Genomic DNA, 13,350 nt, shown 5'->3' on the forward strand with positions numbered 1-13,350 from the left:
GGGTTCCCGACAGGCTTCCCTCGCCGTGCATTGCGCGTGCAGGGCCGCGAGCCTCGGCAACGCCTTTGGGTTCCCGGCCAGGTGTGCATATAAAGACGAATTTCGAGGGGTATGGCGGCAGGGGAACGGGATGAAGACGGTCAAACTGGATTGCGGAATTTGGTACAATGACGAGTCCGGCCACATCCATATCGCGGCGGCTGGCGCCTTCATCAGCACCGTGAGCAACGACCCCAAGAGCAAACGCTATCACCCCAATCTGTACCGGAAAATGGCCAAGGCATTGCGGGATGCGGGCGCGCCAGCGCCGGAGGATAGCTGATGGTTTCGCCATCGTCCTTGCTCGGTGCGGCGGGCGAGCATTTCATCATGTCCGCGCTCCTGCGGCACGGCTTCATCGCCGCCTTAGCCCCCGTCGGCGTGCCCATGTGCGATATCGTCGTCACCGACGATATCGGTGAAAGGCTGTGCGCCATCCAGGTCAAAACCCGGCGGGCAATCGGGTCCGATGGCGGCTGGCATATGAGCGACAAGCATGAGAAGATCGTATCGCCAACGCTGTTCTATGCGTTCGTTGATTTCGGCATCGATGCCTTAGAGACTGTTATGGACTTGAGAATCGATAAGATTCAAACGGTTCGGCATGAGCACTTGCCGCAAGCCGTACCCGTCCGATGTGTCCGATGAAGAGTGGTGGCTGGTTGCGCCCTACCTGACGCTGCAGCGTGAGGATGCTGGACAGCGTGAGCATAGCCTTCGCGAGGTGTTCAACGGACTGCGCTACATCGTGAAGACCGGCGCGCCGTGGCGGTGGATGCCGAACGACCTGCCGCCTTGGGCAGCGGTGTATCAGCAGACGCAGCGCTGGCTGGCGGCGGGCTGCTTCGAAGCGCTGGTGGACGATTTGCGCGCCATGCTGCGTTTGGCGGCGGGACGATCGGCCGAACCCACCGCTGCGATCATCGACAGCCGGACGTTGCGCTCCACGCCCGAGAGCGGCGAGCGCGCCGCCTATGACGGGGCAAAACGCAAGAAGGGCTCCAAGCTCCATATCGCGGTCGACACGCTCGGCCACCTGCTCGCACTGCATGTCACGCCGGCCAGCGCGGAAGATCGCGGCGAGGTCGAGAAACTCGCCCGAACGGTCCAGGCCGTCACCGGCGACAGCGTCGAGATCGCCTGGGTCGATCAGGGGTATACCGGCGAGCGTGCCGCGCAGGCCGCCGAACGGCACGGCATCACCCTGGAAGTTGTCAAATTACCCGAGGCGAAGCGCGGCTTTGTTCTCCTTCCCCGTCGATGGGTCGTCGAACGTTCCTTCGCATGGGCAACCAAATTCCGCAGGCTCGTCAAGGATTACGAACGATATGCCCAAACCCTCGCAGGGCTACATGTCGTCGCTTTCGCTTGCCTCATGATCAGGCAAGTCGCCGCTCTCACCGCAGATTCATAACAGTCTCTAGCCACGCCGCATGTTTATGTCGTGCCGAGCGCCACCGTGGCAGAGGCGGTGCGGTCGTCCCATCAAGTCTGGTTGGCGCGCCCGGGTAAGGGCGGCAAACCGCACAAGGATGGCCCCATGAGGCGATTTCTGCCCTCATACGACCACCTCGAAATGACGCAATATCCCGCTGGCTGGCTGGCGAAATACCGCGATGCATGGGAATCGCTGAGGCAGGTCAGCACGGTGGAGAACGCATAGCGGTCAGGCGGCGCAACGATGCGACTTCAGTCCATGATCATTGGAAGTCACAGGCATGATAATTGGAAGTGCCAGGCCTGCCATCCGCAGGGGCTACTCGGGAAATGGACCTTGCTCAATGGTGCCGCAACGCTCCCTTCCTCGTCGGAAGGAAGCCGCTCAAACGGCCTGCCTGGCCCTATCGCAATGCGGGCGCAGCCATCGGGAAAAGCCGCACCCGCCGATCTTCCTATGCCGCCTCCCAGACCCGATTGAGTATCTGGGCGGCCATCGCCGCCTTGTCCTGTGGGAGAAAACGTCCGTAATGTTTGGCGACCATTTCCGGCGTGTCCTGGATGGCGTAGCTCGCCTGTTCGTAGGAGCCGGTCTGCTTCAAAATATGGGTCGCCAGCACGTCCCGCACATTGTGCGGCCCATGAGGCAGCAAGCCCTTGATCGCCCCCCGCCCGGTATAGGGATTGAACACGCCGTAGCGCTGGATCACCAGCCGCCATGCTTCGTAGAAAGTGTTCTGGTCGTATGCGGCGTCCCGGCTGTTACTCTTCATGCTTTTCACGAAAAATGTGCCGGGATCGGCAGCGCCGCTCAGCAAGATCGCCCGATCCCGCTCGATATAGGCGTCGATGTGGTCGTACAGCCCTCCCAGGTCGGGCAGGAGCAGGCGGAAAGGTTGCCCGGCAAAGAAGGATGAGTGCGCGTTCTTGAACGCGACGGAGGGCACAAAAACCTCCCATCCCTGGTCCCGGTTGCTCCATCGGATTTCACCGCGCTTCCATGCCTCCAACTGCCGTTCCGGTCGGGGGACCTCGCTGCGGCGAAGGAAAGCCGTGCGCGGTTCCGCAACGTTATGGTCACGGTCGGTACAGGTGCTCGCGCCGTCAGCACCCACTTTGGCCCGGATTTCGATGTCAGCGCCGAGACCATCGAACGCCTAGCGAAGTATGCCCGGCAGGAGCTAGTAGACGACAACGCCGACGTCACCGTGACCTGGCGCGTGCTTGAGGTTGACAGGGCATCCTTGAAGGCCCTCCGCGGGGCGGATGCTGGCAGATCTTCCAAACTACGCCTTTGGGAAAAAGCGGACGTTGCACCTCGTCCCGACGATCTCTTCCAAGAACGGCTCTACGCTATTCTTTGGATGACAAAGGACACCGTGGACAAATCCAGGCCCACCACCTTTTTCGCAAGTGTCACAACGGCTGATCTCCGCCGAGAGGTCGAGATACTTGACCTCGTGCAGACGAACCTCGCCCAATGGCAAGCTGCTGGGTTCGTGCCAGACATGCCGATAGATCCAGGTCCGAAAACCAGCGAACCCGTACGCACTCGGGGATGGACTCATTGGCATCATCTATTCACGCCTACACGGAAATGATGGGGTCGATGACTCCAAACGCCGCTCGTCTTAAGAGCGCCGCCGAGTTCGGATCGCGATCTGCATTCGAAATTCCCAACTTCGGTTCTGGGCTCGTTCGCGCAACCCTCTACGGTGTCGATCAGCTCGAACGGGAGACGGACCCCGACGTCGTCCTCCAGCAAATGCGGGACATTGTTCCGAGCTATTTCAAACGCCGGCCCGACATAATCGAGATCGCCGAATACATCGCTCGTCGACGCGGAGGCAGTTCTGAAGGCCGTCACGCGTCCAGCCGCCGCTTTCAGCGCGCCGGTTGGCGAGAAACGCATCGACCGATGCCTCGGCTTTGTTGGCCGTATATTTGCTCGCGAGAGCGCGGGCACGGGCGATGGACTGTTCGACCGTCCGCAGGATGATACCGTCCGGCGTTTCCTCGACCAGCAGGGCGCCGCCGCGAGAAAGGCCCATCCGCGCGGTGGGACCGAACCAGTCCGGCATGATTGCGACCAGACGGCCGCCCTGTTCGAGCCGCCGCAACGCTGCCTGCAAATGGCGGACAGCGGCAAAGTCATCCGCACCGCGACCGAGCGATCGGGCGAAGGGCGGATTCATCAGCACCAGGGTCGGACGGGGAAGATGTGAGAGGGTTGAGTTAAGCGCGGCGCCGTCATGGCCGGTGATCACGGCCTCGGGAAATGCTGCGGCGAGACGGTAGCGGCGACGCTCGTCGATTTCATTGAGGTGGAGGGATGCGTGCGGACCACAGTGGGCAACCAACAATCCGTTGCCGGCGCTCGGTTCGAGGATATGGTCCTCCGGTTGGACATTGCCGAGAAGGACGGCCAGCGCGGCAATGTCGATGGGCGTCGAAAATTGCTGCCATTCAATCTGTTCCTCGCTGCGAACGGTTTGTGTGGGCAGGCGATTGGCGAGATCTATCGCGGGTTGGATGTCTGCTGTGTGCAGCAGGCTTATCGGCGCCGCCCGCAGGTGAAGCGCCAGCGCATGTTCGAGAGCCTCGAAACTGTCGCGCTGCGTCCAACGGCCATCGGCATCGCTGCCGCCGAAGGCTGCGATCATAGCGGCGTTGATGTGGGCTCTTGCGACAGGGTCACTTCCATCGAAGGACTGGCGGATCTGCTCGGCAGCCAAGGTAAAAGGACGCGCGGCCGCTTCGAAAAGGTCGGTCATCTCGGTATCTCCGGGGTTTGGCTGCTCCGATCGGCAGCTCCAACCCTTCGATCCCCCTCCCCTCTTGCCCTGGGTCAGCGGTTGCGGACGTCTTGCGCGGCACTCAAACGCACGCGGTGCGCCAGGATATTGGCCCAGTCGTCGAACGGTGGTGCGGGAGGGTGGCGCACTATCTGCAGGCCTGGTCGGCGATAGTGTTCCTCGGCCTTATTCCCTGCCAGGAGGCCTGGACCGTCATTATCCTCGGCGAGGATGAGCTTCTCTACGGTGTCGGGGATGAGCAACTGGTCAAGTCGATCGGCGCCCAGGCTTGCCCAACACGGGATGTCGTGAAGGAGGGTATAGGCCCAGGCGGTTTCGAATCCCTCCGCAATGGCGAGGGTATCGGATACCCTGCTGCCCTGCCATGCGCCCCGGGCCGGCAAGCCGAGCATGCGTTTGTGGGTGTAAAGTCCCGTCTTTGGATCGAGGAAAATCCTTTGGACTGCGGTCAGTTTCCGACCCTCTCGGACGGCAACAAGCAGCGCGGGCAGATAGACGGTATGCGGCCTCGGCCGATACGGGCAGCGCGAATGGAACCGGACGTCGGATGGTAGGACAGGGAAGTGGCGATGGCCGCAATAGGTCTGTGCTGGCGTGTTGCGAATATCGAGGGCCTCTGACCATAGACGCCCCGGATTGCCGGAGAGACTGGGAGTTTTGGCGCTGGGCGGTCGACCGCGCTCGAGAATTCGGACCCGTTGCAGTTCGCGCAGAACATTCTGAGGCGAACAGCCGGCGAAGCAATGTACAAGAATGCCGCGTTCGCCCTGGCGCAGCGAAAGGCTGGGACTGCTGTCATCATGGGCGGGACAGAGGCACATGGCCCTCCAACCGGACCAATGCCCTCGAAGGGCGCGGACGAGATCGATCAGTTCCTGTGTGGGTTTTTGGGCGACGAGTGGCATAAGCTTACCTCCGGCTTATGCTTCCTCTCCCCCTCCCCTTTATCCCCTCGCCGACATTGACAGGCCGTGCCTGGGAGCTGCGGGATGGGCTTGTCATAGGACACCATACCCCTCGCCCCATGTGCACTTGAATATTTGGATTATCACTGTATATTGATAACCATGATATTCGAATGGAACGGATGATGGCATCGATCCCCAACAGTGAACTGGCCCATCTTGGCATTGAAGCGCTGGCGGGTTCCGTCCATGAAATCCGCGAGCAGCTCAAGGGCGCGGACGATGACCAGATCGTCGCGCTCAAGCTCGACCATGGGAATAAACGGATCACCGCCGCATTTGCCGAGGCCGTTCGTCTGATTGCGCCAATGATCGTGCGTAAGATCGCCGATCAGGAAAATGCGACGCTCGAGAAGCTTGTCGATGCCCTTGTTCCGCAAGTGCCCCTCCCCGAGCATCTGCTGACCGAGGCCAGGATGAATGCCGAGGCCCGCAAAGCGGTTCTGGAAGGCGGCGAATGGCTGAGCGCCGCCCAGCTCTCCGAGATTGCGGGCTTCAGCGGACAGAATGCCAGCGCGCAACCCAACAAGTGGAAACGCGAGGGCAAGATCTTCGCGTTGCGACGCAACGGCAGCGACTATTATCCGGGCTATGCCCTCGATCCGGAAGCTGATTATCGGCCCCTCAAACAACTCGCGCCGATCCTGACGCTGTTCGGCGGCGAGCTGGAGGAGTGGGATATCGCCATCTGGTTTGCGTCCGCGAACAGCTTCCTTGGCGGCGCAGCACCCAAGGATCTCCTGGCTAGTGCACCAGATCGGGTGCTTGCAGCAGCGCAAGACGAAATGGCGGGTGTGCTTCATGGCTAAAGCCAAAGGTCCTACCTCTTCGAAGTCCAATAAGCCTGCCTCCCCTCCAAAGCCGAGCGCCCCCGCCGTACCGGCGGCGGGCGGCGCGACGGCCGCCGAAGGATCGCCACGAACGATCGCGTCACCGCCATCTGACCTCAACAAAGTGGTAAAGCGGACAAGCTGGGCCGCCGGCGATGTCATCCATCGCATCCATCCCAGTAAATACGCCGCTGACGAATTTAATCCTGGTCCTCATGGCAACTCACGGTTCAGTCCGATCTGCAATGCCGCCGGCGAGCCGATCCCTACCATCTATGGCGGCTCGACCTTTGAATGCGCGGCGATGGAAACCGTCTACCATGATGTCCCCTTTGCTGCGGGCTTTAAGACGATCGCCAAGCGAAAGATCAGGCATCATCATCACTCGCAACTTGTTCCATCTGCCGAGATGGTGCTCGCCAACCTCAGTAACAAAGCGCTGCGCAAGATCGGTATCCCGCGTGCTGACCTGATCGATACGGAAAAGGACCTCTATCCGCAGACGAGGAAATGGGCCGAGGCGATTCATGCCCACTGCCCTGATGTGCAGGGCCTGTGCTGGGTGTCCAGACAGGACGACACCGCGCAGGCAGTCATGCTCTTTGGCGACAGGTTGCCGTCAGGTTGCTTGACCCACACCGCGCCGTCCGTTGACCTCGTGGTCGACGATGCGACCTATTCGGCGTTGGTCCAGTTGGCGGACGACATCGGGGTGAAAATCACAGGCAAGTAGGACATTCCCGGGTGACGCGCCTATCAATTGGCTTGCCGGCGCAGTTCCGGTAGCCCGTTGGCATTAAACAACGTTAGCCCTTCGGGGAACGGCGCATATCAGGGCTGATCGCGGCAGAGAGGACTCACCCGGCCTGCACAAGCGTAGCGCGGAAGGTCGGGGATACCGCCCCGGCTGGGCGGAGCAGAGGCCCATGTCCTCCAGCCAGACCAATGCCCTCACAGGTCGTAGACGAGATCGATCAGTTCCTGTGTGGGTTTTTGGGCGACGAGTGGCATAGGCTTACCTCCGGCTTATGCTTTCTCTCCTCTTCCCTTTATCATTCTGACCCGAAGTGCCCTCCCCATTTCGTTAGGGCAGCAAGAACGCTTCTAAAAGATGCACCCACTCTCAGTCCCCATTCCGTTTAGTCGCGTAGGCTTCACAAAAGCGGCTGAACAAAGCTAGCCAGGTTTCCTGCGATTTTGCCTCGTGAATGTCGCGCATGCCCTTCCTGAAGGCAGCGACGATATCATCCATATCATATCCGCCCCCTCGCCTCGTAGCGATCTCGCGAAACGCTGCCAGTGACGGAGAATAGCGGATGCTTCCACCGGGGAATGGCTGCTTTTCCGCAAGCTGGGCATTCCCGGAAGCAGGTGCTATCTTGTCCTTCGGGACCGATGAACGTGGTTCAAAATTGGCAACTTCCTTTCCGCTTCCAGCCTTGCTGGCGCCGACAAGCCGCAGATGGCTACCGATAAGCTTCTTGGCCATTGGCTCTGGAGAAGGCATCAAGCGTATCTCATGCTTGCCGAACTGGACATTCGCGTTCGGGTAGACTGATGTCACAAGATCAATCGAGCGCATGACGGCTTGTTTGAATTTGCCCGGAACCGCGTCATTCCCAAGATGCTTGGCCAATTGATCATAGGTCAGGCGCTGACCCGCGGGCGATTTTACGCGCGGCAGCCGATAAGCGAGATACGTGTACAGGTCGAGCGCAGTGGGTTTTTCCTTCAGAGCGCGGATTGCAACTTCATTAAGCGGAACGGAATGCTCAAGAAGATGCGAATAAAATGTCTCGGAGAGGCGAATTTCTCGCCGGAATGAGCCGTCACTGAATTCAGTGCCAGCCTGCTCATGTGTCAGCTTCGCTTCCCGGAACGCCCAGGAACCATCTTCCCCCTTTGCTGGCTCGCTATCCCAGCGGATTTGCCATTCGCAGGCCAGCAATCTGTCGATCTGATCAAGCATGCGGTGTGCGGAACCGCGCTTTCCATAGCTTAGATTTGCATAGCCAAGCTTGCGCATCCAGTCGGCGAAGTTTCGTCCGAGATAGACGTCGCGCGACTTGTGGCGAACCGCCTCGGAAAGAAGGTAGATAAGTACCACTCTCGGATACGCCCCATAGGGCACGCCCTTGCTGACCATTGCCCGCTCCCCGTTGGGAAGCATCTGAAGTACCGGCTTGGGGTTGATCGCCAAGGCATATCGATCATCCGACCTGATGATCGGCTGGAACTCATCCTTGGGCTTTTGTGTCGGTAGCGACATAGCGCAAAGTGCCGAATGGAGATAAGCGGGGACAGGATCTTCATCCTGAACGTTGAGGAAGGCTGAACGCAGAACATCAGCTTCGACATGATCGATGAGTGTCCGCTCAACGGCATCGCGTCCGCCATCGATGAAGGATAGCGCAAATTGATGACCTGCTGGTCTAAACTCTTTCGCAGCCATACCTTAACCCCAGAATCGGAAACGCCGAGAATCGGACTGCCGATTCCCTCTTAGGATGCAACTTTAGGGCTGATTTGCAAGCTTCCTGTATGTTTCGAGGGTCATTGGGGCTCCAAAGTTACAGAAAGACCGATGATCGTGGTAATTTGGGAGTTGGTTGCGGCCAAGGATGTGTATGCGCCCTGCGAATCTGAATCATCAAATCGAAAAACGACTGGAAATAGGTCGTTTTAGGGATTCAAACATATATAGGTAATGTGAACCATGATCATCGGTGCTCGCATACCACGATCATCTGATTCTCGAACCATGATCAGCCTCGAATGAACCGCGATCATCGGTATGTTACCATGATCATCGGTCACAGGGGCGCCCTCCTCCCCTTCGGCGCGTTCGGCCTGTTCGAACCATGTTCATCGGCGCCTCAGGACGAGAAGCGAAGAGGGCGGAGATAGGGCTTTTACCACGATCATCGGTCCGGCAATCCCAATGAGCAGGGATTGGACAGATCGCTTTCGGTACAGAAATTACCACGATCATCGGTCAGGGGAGTCTAATCGATGCCCCCTCCCCTGCTCCTAAGGGCTCTGTGTAACAGCTCTCAATTTGAGCGGCAGTATGTCGCGTTCCTCAGAGCCCCGCTTTACCACGATCATCGGAACTCTTGGTACTTCCAACGCCAGCTGTAACTTTCAACTGGACTTGGCTGGTTCTAAGCTACAATGCTGGGCGCAATATGTTGCCAATGGCATGGAGCCCTAAATGTCCCAAATGAAGCCCCAGGACCCGGTTTCGATCGATCAGGATGTTCTCTCGACAATCTATTCGAGAGCCCAGCTGGTCATGGAGCGCATTCGCGATGGTGCTGTCGATCCCGAGAGCGGTGAGCGCCAAGGGCCAACCTTCCCCATATCCAGAGCAGCGACGCTTGTGGGCCGGAGCGCGTCTGCAATCCGGGAAGCCGAGCGTGATGGACGCCTCCCGGCGCGAGAACGAACACTTTCCGGCCGACGCGTCCAGTATTCGTTGAAGGAACTGGACGAGATGCGCGCCCTGTTTGAAACCAGGCCGTGGCGCGACCCCGAAACAGATACTCCTGCCATCATCTCTATATCGAACTTCAAGGGAGGCGTTGGAAAGTCGACAACGGCGATTCACCTTGCCCAGTATCTGGCGATACGCGGCTACCGCGTGCTTCTCGTCGACTGTGATAGCCAGGCGTCCTCGACGATGATGTTCGGTTACGTGCCGGATCGCGACTTGACGGACGAGGACACGCTGTATGGTTATATTCGCGAACCTACTCTGGACGGCGTTCGCCGGCTTATCCGCAAGACGCACTTTCACGGACTCGATCTGATCCCTGCAAACCTTCGCCTCTATAATCTCGAATATGAAATAGCGGCGACGATCATGGGGGAGGGGAGCTTCGCGGTGATTGATGTGCTCGCCGAAGCGCTTTCTACCGTCGTCGATGACTATGACGTCGTGGTGATGGATCCGCCGCCAGCGCTCGGAATGGTGTCGCTCGCGGTGTTGAATGCTGCCAATGCGATGGTAATTCCCGTCCCGCCCAGCATTATGGACTTCTCATCCACCACATCCTTCATCGATATGGTTCAGACGACGCTTCGCGATCTCGAGCGTTCAACCAAGCGCAGGCCGGTCTTCAATTTCATCAAACTGGTGGGCAGTAAGGTAGATGATCAAAAGTCGATGCATCGTGAAATCCTGACAATGTGCAGGCAGGTGTTCGGAAGCCTCTTTCTGGAGTCGATCATTCGCACTAGCGCGGAAATCGATAATGCCAGCTCTCGAATGAAGAGTGTATATGAGTTGGAGAAGCCGGTTACGTCGCATGAAACTCACAACCGTTGCGTAAGTCATCTTGAGGCCGTCAATTACGACATTGAGCGAGAGATCATCAGAATGTGGCCAAGTAGAGCCCGCGCCGTCCTCTGAGACGACGTCCGCTGCTGAAATCTAAGCCGGTCCGTGAGGGCCGGCTTTTTCATTGGAAGTGATGTTTGCGGCCGCAAACATGCTCCGAGAGACTGGCTTCTGCGAGACGTCCGTGAGGGAGAGGAAGTTGCTTGCCCTCCCCTGTTTTGATCGGAATCGATGACACTCAATTGCATGCGGCGACCGCGCGCAGGCATCGGGATCGTCAGTATTCAGAACCCCCCAGGGCAGTCGCGTCGACCTGCTCTGGCTTCATCCGCGTCGATGTTTGCGGCTGCAAACATCCATGATTTTGTGGTGCAAAGGCGCAACCGAGAAGTCATCGGTGGCGATCATGCGGGGGGTGTTTGCGGCCGCAAATTAGGCCGGTCCAAAAGTCTATCGGGATAGAAACTAACATAAAATCAGTTACTTCTAGCCATCCCTTCGACGGGCGAAGCCGCAAAAGGCTGAGTGTTTGCGGTCGCAAACACTCAGAAGCAGGTGCGTATTTGCGACCGCAAATATCCCAACGCCCCTTTTGGCGAAGTGTAGGAAATCTATGAGGGGGCAGGCTTATGAAGGATGCTACGCGGGCATGCGATTGCTGCTGGCCAAGCTTCGCCAAAAAGATTTGCGGCCGCAAATGCGGCTCTGCCTTAGCAGACCGCGCAGACCAATATTGTGTTTCTGGCAGCGCGGTCATGACGGAGCACGCGCTGAAATCGGTCAAGGCTATTGCGCTTGGAGTCATCGTCATGGCAAAACGAAGATCAATGAAGTGATCGTTTTTCGGAGTTAAACAGCTTATGGCGGGTGGCAACAAAGGGTTCGGATCGGCGCTGACCGCCGGCTTCGACAAGATCGAAGAGCAGGCGCCATCCCAAACAGCGGCTGTGATGGAGAGCCGCTCCGACAGCTTGGCGCGCATTGCGTCCGGGAATGTCGTTCGTGATCGGACGGAATTTATTGATCCCGCGCGGTGCCGTCCCTGGTCTCACCATAACCGTGATCTGGACCATCTCAATCAGGAAGCCTGCCAATCCCTCATCGATGGTTTCCTCACTGCTCGCAAGCAACGCATTCCTGCAATAGTCCGGCGGCTGGAAAACGATCCCGAGCATGAGTTTGAGATCATCGCGGGGGTTCGGCGGTGGTGGACTGTCCAGTGGCTGCGATCGAACGGCTATCCCGAATTTGACTATCTGGTCACGATCCAGAGCTTCAAGACGGACGAAGAGGCTTTCCGGGTTTCGGACGTCGAGAACCGATCGCGCAAGGACATCTCCGACTGGGAGCGTAGTAAGGATTATGGGCGCGCGCTGGTCGATTTCTATGACGGGAATCAGAGCCGCATGGCTGAGGCGCTCAGCATGCCCAAGCCGACGCTGAGCCAGCTCCTCGCAATTGCGCGGCTGCCTGATTTTGTTGTCGCTGCTTTCGCGGATACGCATGAGATCACGAATAATCTCTGCAGGCAGCTCTCGCCGCTTTTGAAGGATGAGGCAGCTGCTCATCTCATCGAGGCAGAAGCGGTCAGAATTTCGGCGGAGCAGGCTGCGGCTCGGGCGGCCGGGGAAGCAACGCTTCCAGCGATCGCGGTGGCAAAGCGGCTTGTATCGGCAACGCGGCATAAGGAGGCAAAGACTGAGTTCGAGACGCTTAAAATTCACGCATCGAGCGGGAAGGCCATGTTGACCGTCAAGGGAGAAGCGAGTGGCAGCCTCACGCTTAAAATTCTCCCTGACTCGGGTGCGACCGAAAAGGAACTGATTGCCGCAATATTGGACGCGGTCAAAAAAAGGTGACCATCAGCGTCTCGGCGGGGTAGAACAAAAAGAGAATAGACTGAATTTTGCCCTAGGAGGGTCACTGGGCAGTTTTATGCCTTCCAGGTCATCTGCATCGGCAAGGGATCTAAATCGCGCTTAAATCGCCTCTGAGGAGGGGCGATTTTTCACTCCATTTGGTCGTCATCGATGTTTTCCGATGGTCCTCGGACCTGGAATGCCGGCAATTTTTCGAATTCGGCCATTTCGGCATCGAAGGCGGTCAGCATGGAATCCAGTTCCTGCGTCACTGGGGGAGGGGAGGGGGGCCGTCCGCGTTGCGTTGGAGCGAAGCCGAAGCGGACGGCCAGATCTGGGTTGAGATAAACCCGCCAGTTATGCCGTGGTTGGGCTTCGACGATCAGTCCGAGTTCCTGGGCGCGTGTGAGCAGTTTCCCAGCGCCAGACAGCGACAGACCCAACTCGGCCGCAACGCATGTAGGGCTGAGAACAGGTCGATGTATCCGTAAAGCTGAGAGTGCCATCAGATTGCCAGGTCGGAAGCTCTTTGCGAGGGCCGTAGCTGCTTGCAGTCGATCGCGCTCCATGCATTCGATCACGGCGAGCCCATCGGAAGCTGCTAAACGTAGTGCACGGAGGTATCGCGAGATTATCCTGCTATCGCGCGGCGCCAGTCGGATCGCCTTATCGCCCACGACCAGATTTGGCAGCAAGGTGCGTGTGACGCCGAGCCGCTGAAGAAGGAGCGGAAGGCCTAACCAGGCATCGGCTGTCCCTATGGCGCGAGCTTGTCGCGCTGTTAGGTCAAGAGCCCGCAGGAGGGCAGGGCGATCGGCCCATCCTTGCGGCGGTGAGAACGTGAATTCAAGCCCATCCGTCCAGTGCCTTCTTCCGTTGTGAACAAAACCGGCGCGCCAAGCAGGGAGCGCGGCGAACGGATCTGTCAGCGTGAAAATGGGTTCGCGAGAGGGAAGAGGGACGCCGCATTCGTGCGAAAAAATATCGATTTCTTCGATTTCCGTTCCCTGAGCCTGAAGAGCGCGAGCATAGCCACTCCAACTCGCCCGCATGGACCATGGT

13 protein-coding genes are annotated in these 13,350 nt (G+C 58.5%); 8 read left to right on the plus strand and 5 right to left on the minus strand.

Features of this window, described 5'->3' with window-relative positions; translation table 11 throughout:
• Window positions 1-130: 130 nt before the first annotated feature.
• Genes YP76_RS24060 through YP76_RS24070 form a run of 3 tightly spaced genes read left to right on the plus strand, consistent with a single transcriptional unit; the run spans window position 131 to window position 1,453 of the window.
• The gene (locus tag YP76_RS24060) at window positions 131-322 is read left to right on the plus strand and encodes a hypothetical protein (RefSeq protein ID WP_046765928.1); all 192 of its coding nucleotides are present in this window, start codon (window positions 131-133) and stop codon (window positions 320-322) included.
• The gene (locus YP76_RS24065; RefSeq protein ID WP_198147589.1) at window positions 322-687 is read left to right on the plus strand and encodes a hypothetical protein; all 366 of its coding nucleotides are present in this window, start codon (window positions 322-324) and stop codon (window positions 685-687) included. The genes YP76_RS24060 and YP76_RS24065 overlap by 1 nt, the downstream gene beginning before the upstream one ends.
• The gene (locus YP76_RS24070; RefSeq protein WP_046765929.1) at window positions 644-1,453 is read left to right on the plus strand and encodes an IS5 family transposase; all 810 of its coding nucleotides are present in this window, start codon (window positions 644-646) and stop codon (window positions 1,451-1,453) included. The genes YP76_RS24065 and YP76_RS24070 overlap by 44 nt, the downstream gene beginning before the upstream one ends.
• Window positions 1,454-1,931: 478 nt before the next feature.
• On the opposite strand, the gene YP76_RS24080 is transcribed toward YP76_RS24070, so the two are convergent.
• On the minus strand, window positions 1,932-2,423 hold the full coding sequence (locus YP76_RS24080; protein ID WP_232307708.1) for a hypothetical protein: 492 nt from the start codon (window positions 2,421-2,423) through the stop codon (window positions 1,932-1,934).
• On the opposite strand from YP76_RS24080, the gene YP76_RS28455 reads away from it, so the two are divergent.
• Window positions 2,394-3,077, plus strand: a complete 684-nt coding sequence (locus YP76_RS28455) for a hypothetical protein (protein ID WP_198147592.1) — start codon at window positions 2,394-2,396, stop codon at window positions 3,075-3,077. The two genes, YP76_RS24080 and YP76_RS28455, sit on opposite strands and share 30 nt — an antisense overlap.
• A gap of 189 nt (window positions 3,078-3,266) precedes the next feature.
• Here the strand turns inward: YP76_RS28455 and YP76_RS29335 are convergent, their stop codons facing one another.
• Together YP76_RS29335 and YP76_RS27385 are read right to left on the minus strand one after the other, a co-directional pair.
• Window positions 3,267-4,250 (minus strand): SAM-dependent methyltransferase, encoded by a 984-nt coding sequence (locus YP76_RS29335; protein WP_046765930.1) that lies wholly within the window; start codon window positions 4,248-4,250, stop codon window positions 3,267-3,269.
• A gap of 74 nt (window positions 4,251-4,324) precedes the next feature.
• The gene (locus YP76_RS27385; protein ID WP_084733340.1) at window positions 4,325-5,197 is read right to left on the minus strand and encodes a DUF7146 domain-containing protein; all 873 of its coding nucleotides are present in this window, start codon (window positions 5,195-5,197) and stop codon (window positions 4,325-4,327) included.
• Window positions 5,198-5,370: 173 nt separating this feature from the next.
• On the opposite strand from YP76_RS27385, the gene YP76_RS24100 reads away from it, so the two are divergent.
• Both YP76_RS24100 and YP76_RS24105 read left to right on the plus strand, forming a co-directional pair.
• Entirely contained in the window at window positions 5,371-6,066 is a 696-nt protein-coding gene (locus YP76_RS24100) for a hypothetical protein (RefSeq protein WP_232307709.1), read from the plus strand.
• Complete coding sequence (locus tag YP76_RS24105) at window positions 6,059-6,820, plus strand: RES family NAD+ phosphorylase (RefSeq protein ID WP_046765933.1); 762 nt, start codon at window positions 6,059-6,061, stop codon at window positions 6,818-6,820. Before YP76_RS24100 ends, YP76_RS24105 begins: the two co-directional genes overlap by 8 nt.
• A 390-nt stretch (window positions 6,821-7,210) precedes the next feature.
• On the opposite strand, the gene YP76_RS24110 is transcribed toward YP76_RS24105, so the two are convergent.
• Entirely contained in the window at window positions 7,211-8,539 is a 1,329-nt protein-coding gene (locus YP76_RS24110) for a replication protein RepA (protein ID WP_046765934.1), read from the minus strand.
• Window positions 8,540-9,301: 762 nt separating this feature from the next.
• On the opposite strand from YP76_RS24110, the gene YP76_RS24115 reads away from it, so the two are divergent.
• Window positions 9,302-10,501, plus strand: a complete 1,200-nt coding sequence (locus YP76_RS24115; RefSeq protein WP_084733341.1) for an AAA family ATPase — start codon at window positions 9,302-9,304, stop codon at window positions 10,499-10,501.
• A 788-nt stretch (window positions 10,502-11,289) separates the two neighbouring features.
• On the plus strand, window positions 11,290-12,288 hold the full coding sequence (locus YP76_RS24120; protein WP_046765935.1) for a ParB/RepB/Spo0J family partition protein: 999 nt from the start codon (window positions 11,290-11,292) through the stop codon (window positions 12,286-12,288).
• A gap of 149 nt (window positions 12,289-12,437) precedes the next feature.
• Here YP76_RS24120 and YP76_RS28460 read toward each other — a convergent pair.
• Window positions 12,438-13,350, minus strand: a 913-nt coding sequence (locus YP76_RS28460; RefSeq protein ID WP_198147590.1) for a hypothetical protein, incomplete at its 5' end; no start/stop codon positions are given.

Origin of the sequence: Sphingobium chungbukense, from assembly GCF_001005725.1 — a bacterium.
In the GTDB taxonomy this organism is placed as follows: Bacteria; Pseudomonadota; Alphaproteobacteria; order Sphingomonadales; family Sphingomonadaceae; genus Sphingobium; species Sphingobium chungbukense.